We start from the raw sequence: 16,686 nt of genomic DNA, 5'->3' as shown, positions 1-16,686 counted from the left end.
GGATGGCCCGCTTTACGTTCCCCGATCGCGCCGATCACGCCTTCGACAGCATCTTGTCGGCGCTGACCTTGATGAAGTCGCCGATCTGACCGGAGAAGAAGCCCGACAGCATCGCCGGGACCGCGACGGTGCCGGTGATCGCGGCGTCGCCGACGTCGAGCTGGGCGGCGACCTTCTGGCCCATCAGCGAAATGACCAGTTCGAGACGGTCGTCGGTCCAGGTCGACGAGGATATCGCACCGCCGAGCGGGATATGCTGGGCCATGGCGGGCAGGCCGGCGATCACCCGGCGCTTCGCTTCGGCCTTGCCGAGGCTGTGGGGGATATCGAAGGCGACGGTCGACATGGATATTTCCTGCGGTTCGGAAGATTGGGGTTCGGTCCGCCATAGCGGGGGGACGGGGCGTTTGTCGAACGGCAAGCGCCGCGCAAAAGCTTCGCTAAAAGTGCACTGTCACCGAATTAAATGGCACCGAATTAGAAGAGTTTGAGTTCGACGAGGCGGACCTGGGTGGCGGGGCGTTTGTCGATCAGCAGGCGGAAGCGGGTCGCGGCGATTTCGGGCCAGGTCAGGGTGACGACGCCGTTGGCGGGGGCCTGCGCGTGCGCCGGCAGGTCCACCCACCGCCCCTTCGTCCTATATTGCAGAGTGAAGCGCTCGGGTGGCTGGACCGCGCCGTTCGCGGCGAAGGACAGTTCGGCCGAGCGCGCGGTGATCGGGCGGGCGAAGTCGAGCGCGAACCATTCGGTGTTCGCGGGCGATGCCGAGAGCCAGCCATTGGGGAGTTCGGGGAAGAACCAGACCCGGCCGTCGATCGCATCGTGGAGATTTTCGGGGTCGGTGCCGCTCGAGGCGCTGGGCCGCGGCGCGCCCGAGCGGACGAGGGCGACCGCCTGGTCGATCGGGCGGGCGATCGCAGGGTTGGCGCGCCGCGCGACCGGCACGTCGAGACGGCCGAGATCGCCGCGCTCGGCGGCGAGATCGCCGTCGACATAGACGCGCAGGCCGGCGCCGCGATGATAGCGGCTGCCGTCCTCGTCGTAGATCACCGACACCAGCCGGCCATGATAGGGCACGTCCTGGACCGCGAAATAGCGGATGCGGTCGGCGGCCGAGCGGTCGCCGGGAAGCAGCGGATCGACGACGAGATCGTCGCCCGCCGATGGCTGGAGCCCGGCGAGCCCGGTCAGGATCAGGTCGTTGAAGCCGCTGTGGAAATAATGATGGCTGCGGGCGAGGCCGACGATCGGCTTGCCGGTCTCGGGATCATAATCCTCCTCGAGATCGAGCCGGTCGCCCTGATAGTGAAGCGCGGCATATTGGCGCAGCAGCCGCAGGTAATCGGCGCGGCCAATGGGAGTATCGCCCCCCTTCCCCGGCGTGCTCGCGTGGAGCAGATGTTCGAGCCCGGTCAGCACCTGCGTGGTCTGGAACGGCCAGATCGGGCCGTTCCACTGGCATTCGCGCAAGCCCGTCGCCGCTTCGTAGCGATATTGGCGCATATAATATGGATAGGAGGGCTCGACGGTGCGCATCCCCGCCGCGCCCATCAGCCCGGCCGGCGACAGCAGATGCGCCCAGGCGCCGGTGTAGCGCGGATCGTCCTGCACGAGGCCGAAGGTCCAGGGCAGATAGCCGACCAGTTCGCGTGCGCGGATCGGCTCCCAGTAGCGGACAAATTCGTTGTGGATGCGGTAGCGGTCGATGAAATGGCCGAGCTTGTCGCTCCACAGGTCGGCCAGAACATGGTCGCGCAGTGCATCGGCGCGCGCGGCATAGTCGGCGGCGGCGGCCGGGTCGCCCGCCAGCGCCGACAGCCGGGCGATCGCGCGGGCATTGGCGACCATATAGGCGTTGATCGACGGGCGGAAGGCATGGCCGCCGGTGAAGCCGTCCTTGCCGCCCGACGCGTCGATCGACGACACGGTATATTCGGTGGCGTCGAGCAGCGGCTCGATCCAGTAGAGCCCCTTGTCGAAATCGAAATGATCGTCCCACAGCCCGTAGATGTGGCGCAGCGTCGGCAGATGCCGGGTCGCCACGGGGGCGTCATGATCGACCAGATAGCGCGACCAGACCGCGTCGGCGATCGCCTCGCTGAAATGGCGATCGTTGCCGCCGTCCTGATGGAGAAAGTTGATATAATCGTCGGCGTAGCGCCGGTCGCGCAGCCAGCGTCCCTCGGCGAGGTGGAAGCCGGTGGCGTCGTTGAGGCTGGCATAAGGCTCGCGCTGCCAGGGCACGTCGTCGAGAAATTCAGTGCTGATATAGCCCTTGGCGCCGAGATCGCGCTGGTGGGCGCGGAAGACCGACCAGCGATAATAATAGACCGCATCGAGCCGCGGATCCGAGCTTTCGAACAGCGGGATATTGTCGCGATACCAGGCGGCGTCGTTGCCGAAGCGCTGGCCGAGAATCTGCGCCTGGTCGAGCGGCGGCGCGACCGGTGCCCCCCAAACCGGCGACACCGAGGCGGCCAGCAATGAAGCGAAAAGCCCCACGCACCGGAGAGAGGCACGCAGGGCTTTTGCGATCGTCATGGAGGGCTGACGATTACTTGAAGGTGTAGCGCGCGCCGATCGCGAAGGTCCGCGCGAGCAGGGTCGTGCCGAGATTATAGCGCTCGGGGCCGCCGACATCGCCGAACTTGTAATAGGTCTGCTGGGTGGCCTTGGTCAGGTTGACCGCGTCGAAGGTCACGCCGATGCGATCGTTGACGTTCCAGGTGAGCTGGAGGTCGAGGCTCTTTTCCGGGGTGCGCCACACGCCGATCGGGTTGGCGAACAGCCGCGCCTCGTTGTTGGCGAGGAATTCCTTGCGCCAGATATAGGACAGGCGCGCACCGACCGGCCCCCGCTGATAGGCCAGGGTGGCGTTATAGGAGAGCTTCGACACGCCGAAGAAGGCCGAGGTCGTCTCGCCGGTGATGTTGCCGGCGGCATCGGTCTGCGGAATCGTCTGCTTGGAATCGAGGATGGTCATGCTGCCGGTGAAGCCCAGGCCATCGAGGATGCTCGGCAGATAATGCGGGAAATAGGTGAGGCCGAGTTCGACGCCCTTGAGGACACCGTTCGAGGCGTTGATCGGACGGGTGATCGCGAAGGTGTTGGTGGCACCGGCGACGATGCCGTTGTTGAGGATGGTTTCCTGCACGGTCAGGGGCACGACCAGGCCGTCGACCTCACGACGGAAGCCGGTCACGTAGATCGCGCTGTCGCGGTCGAAATACCATTCGACGGCAAGGTCGAAATTCTTCGAATGGGTCGGCTTGAGCGTCGCGGTACCCGCGGTGCCGCTGCCATAGCCGACATTGGTGAGATCGCCGGTCAGCGAGTAGTTCGGGTTGATGTCGCTGAAGTTCGGCCGGCGCAGGGTCTCGCCATAGTTGAAGCGCACCCGCAGCTTGTTGGTGACCTCGTAGCGCGCGGTGAAGCTCGGCAGCCAGCGCGACGAGCCGCTCGACACCCGGGTCTCGGCGAAGCCATTGTACCGATCGAAGAAGTTGTAATCGGTATCGACCGTCACGAAGCGGACGCCGGCCTGCAGCTTGAGCGGGCGGCCGAAGATCGAGATCTCGCCATCGGCCTGGATATAGGCGGCCATGGTGTTCTCATCGATCGCGAAGACCTTGCCGAGCGAGAGCTGGTCCGAGGTCTTCAGGCCGTAGAGGCTGCGCACCTTGTCGGCATTGTCATAGAGCCAATAGCCGTTGGCCAGAACCCAGCTGGTCGGCACGTCGGCGCGGCCGTCGAAGAAGCCCTTGTTGGTGAACTGCGCGTCGGTGCCGAGCGACGCCAGCGACACGCCGAGATTGCCGGCATCCTGCGAGCGGACCGAGGTCGACGCCTTGCGGTCGTCGATGCGGATACCGGCCTTCAGGCGGCGCAGCAACCCTTCGTCCCAGGTATAATAGCCGTCGAGGGTGCCGGTCAGCGCGCTGCCATGGTCGCGGTTGGCATTGTCGTAGAGCTGGGCGACGTTCCAGACGCTCGGATCGGCGAGCAGCGCATCATTGTCGAAATGATAGGACGGGATGCCGCCGCCGGCGTTGAAGTCGACATTGATCTGGTTGGCGACGCGATCGGTGCGCATGGCGATGAACGAGGTCTTCACCGTGCTGTTCTGATAGGCGATGTCGCCGACGATCTTGCCGCGATCGCCGAGATCCCATTTGCCGTTCAGCGCATAGACGAAGCTGTCGGTCTTGGTCTTGGTGAAGTCGCCGCTGTTGAAGCCGTAGACGCTGTTCGCGGTGCGCGACTTGACGATGTTGGTGCCGTCATAGAGCTCGACCGGCTGCGGGTTCGCCCAATAGTCGACGAAGCTGAACTGGAGGCTGTTGAAGGTCTCGCCGCGGAAACCCGAATAGAAGACCTCGGCGGTGTAGACCGAGCTGCTGTTCGGGGCCCACTGCATCGCGACGTTGAACGAGGGCCGGGTGCGCTTGCCGTAGAGATCCGAGCTGAACGCGGCGTCGCGCGACAGATAATAAGGCACCTTGACGCCGTTGACGGTCAGCGTCGAACCTGGGGTGGTCGACAGGCCGCTGTCGAGACCCGGGGTCCAGTTGACGTTCTTGTCGCCGGGGAAGATGCGCTCGAGCGGGGCAAGCCCCGAACCCGCGGTCGGATTTTCGGTCGCGAACGGCACGAAGGCGCCGGCGGTGACCGTCATGTCGCGATATTTGGTGCGGCTGTAGCTGCCGTTGACCAGGATGCCGATGTCGCCGATGCCGGTTTCCCAGCGGTCGCTGATCAGCAGCGCGGCGTTGGGGTTATAGCTGTCGGCCTGCTCGTTGTAGATGCCGCGGACGAGACCCGAGATCGCAAAACCGTCGAAATCGAACGGGCGGCGGGTGGCGACGTCGACCTGGCCGGCGAGGCCGGTCTCGAGCTGCTCGGCCGAGCGGGTCTTGAACACGTCGATCTGCTTGACGAGGTTCGCCGAGATGTCCTGGAGCTGGAAGCCCTGGCCGGCGGCGGTGAAGATGTTGCGGCCGTTGAGGGTGGTGACCGCGTCGGGGAGACCGCGGATCGAGATGCCGGCGGCCTCGCCGCCCGAGCGGTTGGTGACCTGGACGCCCGAGATGCGCTGCAGCGCTTCGATAACATTGTTGTCCGGGAGCTTGCCGACATCCTCGGCGACGACCGAGTCGACGATCTGGATCTGCTGCTTGCGGACGTTCATCGCGCCGACGATCGAGGCGCGGACACCGGTGACGATGATGTCTTCGGCGGAACCGTCGGTCGCGGCATCGGCCTGCGGCGCGGCGTCAGCCGGCGCGGGCGCCGGGGCAGCCTGGGCATGCGCGGTCCCGGCGATCACCAGCGAGAGGATCGAAGCCGAGCACAGGATTACCGGTTTGAATGCCATTTCAGATTCCCCTTTTTCAGACCGTCGGCATGCGGTCATTAGTCCTACCAGAAAATTCGCTCTAATCTTTCCGACGACGGCGTCAAGCGGCAAAAATACGACAAAATTTGAACAATGATACCGGTATCACCTCGCCGCATTCGCATCGAACGCGGCGAGGCTCTCAGGGCATCAAGTCGGACTTAAAAAAGCGTATCAGGCCAGCCGGAACAGTGCCGACCCATGCGGCGCAAGCTGCGTTTCGATCTTGGCCGATGCCGAACCGATGTCCTGGCGCGCCCAGAGATCGCGGACGGCGACCGGACCGTCGATGCCGATCGCGCGCAGCGGCAGCGAAACCTGCCGCGACTCGGGCTTCATGTTGAACAGCGCGAGATAGCGGCCACCCTGCCCCGACTCGGGCCGGGCGGACCAGATCCGCAGGCCGTCCTCGAGGAAATGCGGACGGTTGTCGCGGCTCGCCTGGTTGACCGCGATCACTTCGGGGTTGGTGAGCAAAGCGCGGGTGGCGGCGTCGAGATGGCGCAGGTCGCCGCCCATGATCAGCGGCGAGCGCGCGATCGACCAGAGCGTCATCAGCGTGCGCTGTTCGGCCGGAGTGAAGCGGGTATCGCGCGAACCCATCGCGATCCGGCCGAGCGGCAGCATGTCGGCATCGGGCCAGCGTCCGTCGCCCATATGGGAGTTCCAGTTCTCCAACCGGGTGAACTGGGCCTCGAGCATCGCCCAGTCGTCCCAGAAATCGTCGGAGATGCGCCACATCTCGGCATGGCCGCGGACATGGGCGGCGCGCGAGACCGGGGTCTCGCCCGGCGACAGGCTGAGGATCATCGGCCGGCCACTGCGGCGGATCGCCAGCGCGATCGCCTCGATCTCCGCCTGGTGCGCGTCATAAGGACGGCTCATATCGTCGACCTTGACGAAGTCGACGCCCCAGCGGGCATATTCGGCGAAGACGCCGTCATAATAGGGCTGCGCACCGGGCTTGCGCATGTCGACGCCATACATGTCGACATTCCACGAACAGATGCTGGTCGTGTCGGCGATGTCGCGGGCGCGATAGGCGGTGCCGAAGATCGGCAGATTGGCCTCGACCGCGGCGCGCGGAATGCCGCGCATGCGGTGGATGCCGAAGCTGAGGCCGAGCGCATGGACCTCGGCAGCGATCGGTGCGAAGCCCTTGCCGCCGGCCGCCGACGGGAAGCGCACCGGATCGGGCTGGCAGCGGCCATAGCCGTCCATCACCGGCTTGATGTCGCTATTATAGTCGTAGCCCTTGGCGCGCGGATCATACCATTGATGGTCGATGGTGAAGACCGAATAGCCGGCGGGCAGCAGGTCGCGCGCCATGATCCGTGCGGTCTCGCGCGCCTGGTCCTCGGTGAGGGTGACCGCGAAGCTGTTCCAGCTGTTCCAGCCCATCGGCGGGGCCGGCGCGAGCGACGGCTTCGCCACCGGGGCAACCGATCGCGCCTCCGTGGCGACCGCCGGCAGCAGCGCCGCGCCGCCGGCGACGGTGAGCAGGGTCCGGCGGTCGAGTCCGCTCATCGCAGCGGGCCGTTGGCGACCGGCTCGCCGAAGTCGGGGGTGCCGTCGGCGCGCCAGGCGATCGGCTGGACGCGGGTGTGGCGGTTGGGATCGAACAGCGGGTCGCCGACGATCTCCTTATAGTCGCGGCCATGGTAGACGAGCATGTCGCGGCCGCGTTCGTCGGTGGTGAAACTGTTGTGCCCCGGGCCCCAGACCTTGTTCTTCGGCGAGGATTTGAACACGGGCACCGGCGATTTCGACCAGGAGGCCGGGTCCATGATGTCGGCGTCGTCGCGCGCGGTGAGCATCCCCATGCAGTAGCGCGCGTCGGTGGCGCTGGCCGAATAGGTCAGGAACAGGCGGCCGTTCCTGGCGAGCAGCGCGGGCGCCTCGGCGACCTTGTAGCCCTGGATCTCCCAATCGAGGGTCGGCACCGTCAGCCGGGCGGGCTTGGCCGCCAGCGTCAGCGGGGTGGCCAGCGGCGCCAGATAGAGGTTCGAATTGGTGTCGATCCCGGGTTCGCGCTGCGCCCAGCACAGATAACGGACGCCGCGATGGACGAAGCTGGTCGAATCGAGGGTGAAGCTGTCCCAGGCGGTTTCGAGCTGGCCGAGCACCGACCAGTTGCCGGTCATCGGATCGGGTCCGTCGCACACCACCGCATAAGTGCGGATGCGGAACACATCCTCACCGCCGCCGCTCGGGCCCGCGGCGAAATACATGATCCAGCGGCCGTCGATCAGATGGAGTTCGGGCGCCCAGATGAAGCCCGACATCGGCCCGGTCGCGAGATGGCGCCACAGCACCCGTTCTTCGGCGGTCGCCAGACCGGCGATCGTCGGCGAGCGGCGCAGCACCAGCCGGTCATATTCGGGCACCGACCCGGTCATATAATAGCTGCCGTCGGTGTGGCGGAAGACCTGGGCGTCGGCGCGCTGCTTGACCAGCGGATTGACGATCGATGCCGGCGACGAGGCGGCCTTGGCCTTGCGCGCGAAGGCGGGAACCGCGGCGAGCGCGGCGGCGGCGCCGACGAAACCCCGGCGAGTGAGACTGTTCAGCATGTTCAATACTCCGCGTGCGGCCAGCCGTCCGCATCCCAGCGGATCGGCGCGATGCGCAAGGTTGGGGTGCCCTGGTTGGTCTTGTCGTAGGCGTGATAGACGACGTAATCGGTGCCGTCCTTGTCGTGCAGGACGCCGGCATGGCCGGGTCCGCGAAAGCGGTCCTGCTCGGGCAGGTCGGCGCGGAGGAAGACGGTGCCGCCGCCCTGCATCATCGCGCTGCCATCCTTGCCGAGATAGGGCCCGGTGATCGCCTTCGACCGGCCGATCACGGTATAATAGGTGCTCTGCGCGCCCTTGCAGCAATAGTCGTAGGAGGCGATCAGCCAGTAATAGCCGCCATGATCGATGACGAACGGCGCCTCGATCGGCGCGGGGGCCCCGGCAGGTGCCGGGCGCCGCGCGATCGAGACCGGCTTCGCCCTGGGATCGGCGGGCTTGCCGGTCTTCGGATCGAGCGCGAACAGCTTGATCCCGGTCCAGAAGCTGCCGAGCGCGAGCCATTGGCGGCCGTCGCGATCGACGATCAGGTTGGGATCGATCGCGTTGAAATCGCTGTCATGGGTCGACATCACCACCAGCCCCTCGTCGCGCCAGCCATAGCCGGGCGCGGCCGGATCGAGGGTCGGGCTGGTGAACAGGCCGATCGCCGAGCGGTTCGACCCGAAGGTCGACACCGAATAATAGAGCCGCCAGCGGCCGTTCACGAAGCTGATGTCGGGCGCCCACATGTCCTTGGCGCCGGGCACCGCCTGCAGCGCCCAGTCGGGCATCCTGTCGATCAGCGGCTTGCCGAGCGTCCAGTGGACGAGATCGGGCGAGGTCCGCGAAACGATGTAGCGGCCGCCGGTGCTGAACACATGATAGGTCCCGCCCTCGCGCGCGATCACCGGATCATGGGTGGGGGTGAGGTCGCCGGCGAGGCGATCGTTGAGGGTCGGGGCCCTGGCGGGGGTCTGGGCGGTGGCGGGGGTGGCGGTGAGGAGAGCCGCGCCGGTAAGCGTCAGGGCCGCAAAGCGCAGCAGCTTGGTCATCGAACCGCCTTCCTCCGTCGCCCCGGACTTGTTGCGGGGTCCATGGCTGTCGACATATGAGCCACCGCCGAGGATCGAACGCAGCTTCCCCGCTCGTTCTCCTCCAGCCTTCCCGCACGACGCACCAGCCATGGCCCCCGCAACAAGTGCGGGGCGACGGGCTGGAGGAGCGCCTATCGAAACGCCCCCGCTCATTTGAGATCGAGCATGACGACCGACTTGGGCGGCAGCGTCACCGTCAGGGTGCCGCCGTCGATGCGGGCGCCGTCGAACGCCTGCGGGGCGACCGCATTCGGGGCCTCGAAGGTGTTGAGCGCGGTCATCGCCGGCGCGGTCAGGACCTTGCCGCTGACGCTGGTGGCGGTCACCCCGGTCAGGGTGGTCGTCACCGTCATCGGCCGGTTCGGATCGAGATTGGCGAGGCCGACATGGACCTGGCCGGCCTTGTCGCGGACCGCCGAGGCGCTGACCGCGGGCATCGTCCACTTGTCCTTGTTGTACCAGGGCGAGTTGAGCTCGATCGGCAGCACGGTCGCGTCCATATACGGCTTGTACATCGCGAACACATGATAGGTCGGGGTCAGCAGCATCCTGGCGCCGTCGGTCAGCACCATCGCCTGGAGCACGTTCACCATCTGGGCGATCGCGGTCATCTTCACCCGGTCGGCATGTTTGGCGAAGATGTTGAGGTTGATCGCGGCGACCAACGCGTCGCGCAGCGTGTTCTGCTGGCGCAGGAAGCCGGGGTTGGTGCCGGGATCGCCCGCGAACCAGGTGCCCCATTCGTCGACCGCGAGGAAGACCTTCTTGGCCGGATCATATTTGTCCATGATCGCGCTGTGCTTGGTGATCAGATCGTCCATCCGCAGCGTCTCGGACAGGGTCTCGGCCCAGCCGGCCTCGTCGAAGACGGTCGCCGAGGCGCGCGGCGGCCAGCCGCCCGGGATGGTGTAATAATGGAGCGACAGCGCGTCGACCTGACCCGCGGTCTCGCGGATCATCGTCTCGGTCCATTTATAGTCGTCGACATTGGCGCCCGAGGCGATCTTGAGGATCGTCGTGCCCGACGGCGCCTTGATGAAGGTCGCGTAGCGGCGGGTCTCGTCGGCGGCGAATTCGGCGCGCATATTGCCGCCGCAGCCCCACAGCTCGTTGCCGACCCCGAAATAGGGGACCTTCCACGGCGCCTTGTGGCCGTTGGCGGCGCGCTCGTCGGCCAGGCTGCCGGCGGGCGAGGTCATATACTCGACCCATTCGGCCATTTCGCGGGCGGTGCCGTTGCCGACATTGCCGGCGATATAGGGCTCGGCGCCGAGCTGTTCGGTCAGGTCCATGAACTCATGGGTGCCGACGCTGTTGGGTTCGGTGACGCCGCCCCAATGGGTGTTGATCTTGACCGGGCGCTTGGCCTGGGCGCCGATCCCCTCGCGCCAGTGATATTCGTCGGCGAAGCACCCGCCCGGCCAGCGCACGACCGGCACCCCCAGCGTCTTCAAGGCGCCGACGACGTCGTTGCGGAAGCCGCGGGTGTTGGGGATCTTCGATTTCGGACCGACCCACAGGCCGCCATAGATGCCGTTGCCGAGATGCTCGGCGAACTGGGTGAAGATGCGGCGGTCATAGACCGGGCCCGGGGTCTCGGCATGGAGCGTCGCGGTCGCGGTGGTGGGCGCCGCCGGGGTCTGGGCGATGGCCGCATTGGCCGTCGCCGCGAGCAAGGCGCAGGCGATCGGCTTCCAGAATTTGGTCATCTTCTTCTCCCTTGATCTTCCAAGGACCTGGTCTGCGACCGGCCCGGTCTTGACTCTTCTAGTCGTGGAACGGCTCGACGATTTCCCGCTTCGCGCGGAGGAAGGCGTCGGCGACCAGCCTGAGCGGGCTGGTGTCGACATCGCTGCGGCCGGTGCGGATCAGCGTGCCGAAGCGGGCGTAGAGCCCGGCATATTCGCGGTCCTCGCTATGTTCGGTGCCGCTCGGCAGGGTCAGCACCGCGCCGCCGCGCGACAGCTTGCAGGTGCCGGCGTCGGTTTCGACGATGATGTCCCAGCTTTGCGGACCGGTCTGGCGCCAGTCGAGATCCATATGGATCGGCGCGCCGGCGGTGTCGCAGAACAGCAGATCGGCGGCGATCGGCGCGGCGCGGTTGGCCGGCCGTTCGAGCGTGCCCTTCCGCAGGAAGAAGGGCCGCGGCAGGATATGGGTGACGATCGACAGCGCGTTGATCCCGGGATCGAACACGCCGAGGCCGCCCGGTTCCCAGATCCACGCCTGGCCCGGGTGCCAGACGCGCACGTCCTCGCGCCAGACGATCGACACCTTTTCGATCCGGCGATCGGCGAGCCAGGCGCGCGCCGGGGCGACCCCGGCGGCGAAGCGCGAATGCCAGGCGGCGAAAAGGGTCGCGCCGACCCGGTCGGCGCGCGCCTCGAGCGCGTCGACCTCGGACAGGGTCGCGCCAGGCGGCTTTTCGAGGAAGACATGGATGCCGAGCTTGAGCGCCTGCGTGGCGAGGTCGTAACGGACCTGCGGCGGGGTGCACAGCGCCACCGCCTCGACCGCCGGGCCTTCGGCGAGCAGCGCGTCGAGGCTGGCGAGATGGGGAACGCCCTCGACTCCCTGGCCGGCGATCGGGCTGACCGTCGCCGCCAGGCTGAAGCCGGCATCGCCGGCGATCGCCGGCAGATGCTGGTCGACGGCGATCTTGCCCATGCCGACCACCGCGATGCGGATCGGATCCATGATCAGAGCGCCCGAACGACGACCTGGGCCTCCTCGGCGCGCGCCAGCGGGTTGCGCAGCGGCAGGGTGAAGGGCGCCGCCTCGATCTCGAACACGTCGCCAACCTGGGTCTGGATGCCGTCGGTGAACGACAGGGTCGCGGTGCCGAAGAAATGGACATGGATGTCGCCGGGACGACGGAACACGCCATATTTGAAATTATGATGTTCGAGATTGGCGATGCTGTGCGACATGTTCGCCTCGCCCGACAGGAACGGCTTTTCCCAGATCACCGCGCCGTCGCGCAGGATGCGGCTGGCGCCCTCGACATGGTCGGGCAATGCTCCGACCAGCAATTCGGGGCCGAGCGCCGCCTGGCGCAGCTTCGAATGCGCCAGCCAAAGATAATTGTGGCGTTCGGTGACATGGTCGCTGAACTCGTTGGCGAGGCAGATGCCGAGGCGGAACGGGGTGCCGTCGGGGCCGATCAGGTAGATTCCCGCCAGTTCGGGCTCCTCGCCGCCATCCTGGGCGAAGGCCGGCATCGTCAGCGGGGCGCCCGGCGCGACCAGCTGCGAACCGTCGCCCTTGTAGAACCATTCGGGCTGCTGCCCGACGGTGCCGGCGGCCGGCTTGCCGCCCTCGACCCCTTCGAGGAACATCCGCATCGAATCGGTCTTGGCCTCCGACGCGGCAGCGGCGCGGTGCATCTTGTCGCGGCCCTCGGCGGAGCCGAGATGGGTCAGGCCGGTGCCCGCCATCACCAGGTGGGCGGGATCGACATGGTCGATCGGCGAGATGATGGTGCCGGCGGCGAATTCGGCGGCGAGATCGACCGCGGCGCCCTCGCCGATCGCGGCGATGGTGGCGGCAAGATCGCGGTTTTCCGCGATCGCGCGGGTGGCGAGCGCGAGCACGGTGTCGACGCCGGGGACGAAGAAGGCGCGATCGTCGATCGCGGCGATGACCGCGCGAGCGCCGGCCGAATTACGATGTTGCAACAGGCGCACGGCCATGATCCCTCTCCCTTTGCCGGCGCCCGTCCGGGCGGCGGCCACGTCATCCGATTCGCCATCCGCCCCTGCCCCGGCATCGGGCCAAGGCTCTGGACGGAAAGCCCCACACACAGCATAGCGCGACGTCCGACCGCATTTCGATGCGGGTGGATCAGCCGTTGCACTCTGCAATTACTCCGACTTAATAGAGCGGAGAAGATAACGCAATCTCTCGTTCCACCGTCGCGCAACGGCTGGTAGCGATGCGTTGGGGAGAATCTGAATGAAGGACAGCAGCAACGAGCCGGGTGTGGGACCGGACGGCGTTGGCGAGACGGAGAGCGGCAGCAAGGAACGGACGCCGCGTGGCACCGGCCGCCGGCTGCACGGGGCGATCGTCCACAAGCTGGGTACCGCGATCATGTCCGGGGCGTTCGCGCCCGGCGACACGCTGTCGAGCGAGGTCGCCTTTTCCGAGGCGCTCGACGTGTCGCGCGGCGCCTATCGCGAGGCGGTGCAGGTGCTGACCGCCAAGGGGCTGGTCGAGAGCCGCCCCAAGGCCGGCACCCGGGTGCTGCCACGCAACCGCTGGAACCTGCTCGATCCCGACGTGCTCGCCTGGGCCTTCGCCGGCGAGCCCGACGTCGAATTCGTGCGCAACCTGTTCGAACTGCGCGCGGTGGTCGAGCCCGCGGCGGCGCGATTCGCCGCCGAGCGGCGCGACCGCGACGACATCAAGGCGATGAAGGACGCGCTGGCGGCGATGCGCCGCCACACGCTGGCGACCGAGGCCGGGCGCATCGCCGACCGCGATTTCCACGACGCGATCCTGCGCGCGACCCGCAACGACGCGATGCGGGTGCTGAGCGCGAGCATCGGCGCGGCGGTCAACTGGACGACGCTCTACAAGCAGCGCTCGCGCGCGCTGCCGCGCAACCCGATCCCCGACCATGCCAAGGTCTATGACGCGATCGCCGCCGGCGACGGCGAGGCCGCGAGCGCGGCGATGCGGATATTGGTGGATCTGGCGCTCGAGGATACCAAGAGCGCGATGGAGCCTTGATCTAACTTAGATCCTCCCCATCGCAGATGGGGAGGGGGACCGCGCAGCGGTGGAGGGGTTCTTCCGTCCGCGAGCGCGAATGCCTGACGAACGCAGAACCCCTCCACCATCCTGCGGATGGTCCCCCTCCCCACGCTACGCGTGGGGAGGATCTAGAAACTACCCCACCACTTCCGGCGCGGGGAGTTCGGCGGTCGGCTTCGAGCCCCACAGCGCGTAGAACAGGATGTAGAGCTCGCAGCTCGCGGTCAGCAGGAACGACCATTGCAGGCCGTAGCTGTCGGCGATCCAGCCCTGGACGATCACCAGCGCGCCGCCGGCGATCGCCATCACCAGCAGGCCCGAGCCTTCCTCGGTCAGTGGCCCCAGGCCGCGGATCGCGAGGGTGAAGATCGTCGGGAACATGATCGAGTGGAACAGCCCGACCGAGATCAGCGCCCACATCGCGACATGACCGGTGGCGAAGGTCGCGACCAGCATCACCGCGCAGGCGCAGATGCTGGCGAAACCGAGCACCTTTTCGGGGGCGACCGCCTGCATCAGGAAGCTGCCGACGAAGCGGCCGACCATCATCCCGCCCCACAGCAGGAACAGATAATGTGAGGCCTGTTCATGGGTGGTGTCGCCGATATTGGGCTGCGACACGAAGTTGATGAACAGGTTCGACACCCCGATCTCGGCGATCAGATAGATGAAGATCGCCGGGATGCCGAGGACGAGATTGCGGTGCTTCCAGATCGACAGGCCCTGACGTTCGGCCTTGGCCGAGCGCTGGGTGGCGGTGCCGAGCGCGGGCAGCGGGAAGCGGGCGATGACGATCGCGAGCAGCACCAGCACGATCGCGACGATCAGATAGGGAAGCTGCACCGACTGGGCGTCGGCGAGCCGTTCGGCCGGGGTGAGCGCCGCCGCCCCTGCCCCGCGCGTCCCCGACATCGAGCGGCCGAGGATCAGGTAACCGCCGAACAAGGGCGCGAGCGTGGTGCCGAGCGAGTTGAACGCCTGGACCAGGTTGAGCCGCGACGAGGCGGTCTCGGGCGATCCGACCACCGCGACATAGGGGTTGGCCGCGACCTGGAGCAAAGTGATGCCACTGGCGATGATGAACAAAGCGGTGAGCGTCACCCCATAAGACGGGATGCGCGCGGCGAGGATCATCAGCAGCGCGCCGGCGGCCATGATGCCGAGGCCGGCGACCATCGCCCGCTGATAGCCGATTCGCTCGATCAGTTTCGCCGACGGGATCGAGGCGAAGAAATAGGCGATGAACCAGGTCGATTCGATCAGGGTGGTCTGGGTGTAGCTGAGGTCGAACACGCTGCGCAGATGCGGCAGCAGCGTGTTGTTGATGACGGTGATGAAGCCCCACATGAAGAAGAGGCTGGCGAGCAGGGTCAAGGCCGGGCGGTAGCTGACCCCCGCCGGAGGGGCGTCGCGGAGGACCGCCGCCGAACTGTTCACTGGTCCCGCCATTTCTATCTTCTCCTCGCCCGATCGATCGGCGATATGCGCCGCGCGCACATCGAACGGCTTGCCCGCCGCTAAATTGTCCGACTATATAACCGCCGAATGTGCGTCAACGGCATAGAATTTCGAAGGGCAGAGGCATGCGGAAAGTGATGCGGACGAGTTTGATCGCGACGGCAATGGCGGCGTTGATCGCGGGATCGGGCGCCGCCCGCGCCGCCGATGCGAAGCGCGCGCCGGCGGGCCAGCTCAGCGACGGCAGCGCGATCGAGGCGATCACCCTGACCAACGGCCATGGCGTGTCGGCGCGGGTGCTGACCTATGGCGCGACGCTGCAGGCGCTGATCGGCCCCGGCCGCGACGGCAAGCCCGCCGACGTCATCCTCGGCTATGACGATCTCGCCTCCTACGAGAAGCATCCCAATTATTTCGGGGTGACCGTCGGCCGCTATGCCAACCGCATCGCCGGCGGCCGCTTCACCCTCGACGGCAAAGACTATCAGCTGCCGCTCAACGACAAGGTCAATTCGCTGCACGGCGGCGGCAAGGGCTTCGACAAGCAGGTCTGGTCGGTGGTCTCGGTCAAGAGCGGCCCGGTGGCGAGCGTGGTGCTCGCGCACAGCAGCCCCGACGGCGATCTCGGCTATCCCGGCGCGCTCGACGTGACGGTGACCTACACGCTCGACGAGAGCGGCGCGCTCGGCATCGCCTTCGACGCGAAGACGACCAAGCCGACCGTGATCAACATGACCAACCATGCGATCTTCAACCTCGACGGCGAGGGATCGCCCGAGGGCGCAACCTTCCACAAGCTGACGATTCCGGCCAAGGCCTATACCCCGGTCAACGCCGCGCTGATCCCGACCGGCGAGCGCCGCCCGGTCGCGGGCACGGTGTTCGATTTCCGTGAGCCCCGGATCGTCGCCGACGGCATCCGCGACGGCCGCGACCAGCAGATCCGCTTCGGCCAGGGCTACGACCATAATTTCGCGCTCGACAAGGGCGTGACCGCGACCCCACAGCTGGCCGCCAAGCTCGAGGATCCGAAGTCCGGCCGGGTGCTCGAGGTGCTGTCGACCGAGCCCGGCGTGCAATTCTACACCGGCAATTTCCTCGACGGCACCTTCGTCGGCAAAAGCGGGCATCTCTACCGGATGGGCGACGGCATCGCGCTCGAACCGCAGAAATTCCCCGATGCGCCGAACCAGCCGGGCTTCGTCTCGGCGCGGGTCGATCCGGGCAAGCCCTATCATCATGCGATGATCTACAAGCTTTCGGTCGCGAAATAGGGCGGGTCGGTCCGGCCAGTCCTCCCCGCGCGACGACATCCGCCTGCATGGTTGGCATCGCGCGAACCAAACCACCGTCGCCCCGGCGGAGGTGTTTAGACCGGGTACAAGGTAGACGGCGTTCGGGGACATGGTGAACGGGTCATGCCACC

11 protein-coding genes and 1 pseudogene are annotated in these 16,686 nt (G+C 66.7%); 2 read left to right on the top strand and 10 right to left on the bottom strand.

The features are described 5' to 3' along the window. Nucleotides 1-34: 34 nt before the first annotated feature. From AC1RM6_RS20465 to araD1, 9 genes and pseudogenes are all read right to left on the bottom strand, one after another. On the bottom strand, nucleotides 35-346 hold the full coding sequence (locus AC1RM6_RS20465) for a polyhydroxyalkanoic acid system family protein (RefSeq protein WP_493104609.1): 312 nt from the start codon (nucleotides 344-346) through the stop codon (nucleotides 35-37). A gap of 131 nt (nucleotides 347-477) precedes the next feature. Continuing rightward, nucleotides 478-2,469, bottom strand: coding sequence for an MGH1-like glycoside hydrolase domain-containing protein (locus AC1RM6_RS20460; RefSeq protein WP_493104608.1), 1,992 nt, complete (start codon nucleotides 2,467-2,469; stop codon nucleotides 478-480). Between the two features lie 85 nt (nucleotides 2,470-2,554). Continuing rightward, nucleotides 2,555-5,374: a TonB-dependent receptor gene (locus AC1RM6_RS20455; protein ID WP_493104607.1), complete on the bottom strand. Its 2,820-nt coding sequence runs from the start codon at nucleotides 5,372-5,374 to the stop codon at nucleotides 2,555-2,557. A gap of 195 nt (nucleotides 5,375-5,569) precedes the next feature. Continuing rightward, nucleotides 5,570-6,922 carry a glycoside hydrolase family 27 protein gene (locus AC1RM6_RS20450; RefSeq protein WP_493104606.1) on the bottom strand — a complete coding sequence of 451 codons (1,353 nt, stop codon included), beginning with the start codon at nucleotides 6,920-6,922 and terminating at the stop codon, nucleotides 5,570-5,572. 2 nt (nucleotides 6,923-6,924) lie between these two features. Further along, nucleotides 6,925-7,968, bottom strand: a pseudogene (locus AC1RM6_RS20445) (glycoside hydrolase family 43 protein); the annotation flags it as partial. A gap of 2 nt (nucleotides 7,969-7,970) precedes the next feature. Next, a complete protein-coding gene (locus AC1RM6_RS20440) occupies nucleotides 7,971-9,002 on the bottom strand; it encodes an arabinan endo-1,5-alpha-L-arabinosidase (protein ID WP_493104605.1) in 1,032 nt (343 codons plus the stop codon). A gap of 191 nt (nucleotides 9,003-9,193) precedes the next feature. Further along, the gene (locus tag AC1RM6_RS20435; RefSeq protein ID WP_493104604.1) at nucleotides 9,194-10,753 is read right to left on the bottom strand and encodes an alpha-N-arabinofuranosidase; all 1,560 of its coding nucleotides are present in this window, start codon (nucleotides 10,751-10,753) and stop codon (nucleotides 9,194-9,196) included. A gap of 58 nt (nucleotides 10,754-10,811) precedes the next feature. Next, nucleotides 10,812-11,741 (bottom strand): Gfo/Idh/MocA family protein, encoded by a 930-nt coding sequence (locus AC1RM6_RS20430; protein ID WP_493104603.1) that lies wholly within the window; start codon nucleotides 11,739-11,741, stop codon nucleotides 10,812-10,814. Nucleotides 11,742-11,743: 2 nt separating this feature from the next. Further along, on the bottom strand, nucleotides 11,744-12,736 hold the full coding sequence (gene araD1 / locus AC1RM6_RS20425; RefSeq protein WP_493104602.1) for an AraD1 family protein: 993 nt from the start codon (nucleotides 12,734-12,736) through the stop codon (nucleotides 11,744-11,746). A gap of 262 nt (nucleotides 12,737-12,998) precedes the next feature. Here araD1 and AC1RM6_RS20420 point away from each other — a divergent pair, with 262 nt between their 5' ends. Beyond that, complete coding sequence (locus tag AC1RM6_RS20420) at nucleotides 12,999-13,778, top strand: FadR/GntR family transcriptional regulator (protein WP_493104601.1); 780 nt, start codon at nucleotides 12,999-13,001, stop codon at nucleotides 13,776-13,778. A 159-nt stretch (nucleotides 13,779-13,937) separates the two neighbouring features. On the opposite strand, the gene AC1RM6_RS20415 is transcribed toward AC1RM6_RS20420, so the two are convergent. Beyond that, nucleotides 13,938-15,251, bottom strand: a complete 1,314-nt coding sequence (locus AC1RM6_RS20415) for a sugar MFS transporter (RefSeq protein WP_493104599.1) — start codon at nucleotides 15,249-15,251, stop codon at nucleotides 13,938-13,940. Nucleotides 15,252-15,385: 134 nt separating this feature from the next. Between AC1RM6_RS20415 and AC1RM6_RS20410 the strand changes: the two genes are divergently transcribed. Further along, nucleotides 15,386-16,534, top strand: coding sequence for an aldose epimerase family protein (locus AC1RM6_RS20410; protein WP_493104598.1), 1,149 nt, complete (start codon nucleotides 15,386-15,388; stop codon nucleotides 16,532-16,534). Nucleotides 16,535-16,686 lie beyond the last annotated feature (152 nt).

Source organism: Rhizorhabdus sp. GW822-FHT03C02, assembly GCF_058801765.1.
This window is presented reverse-complemented; position numbering and strand designations above follow the sequence as displayed.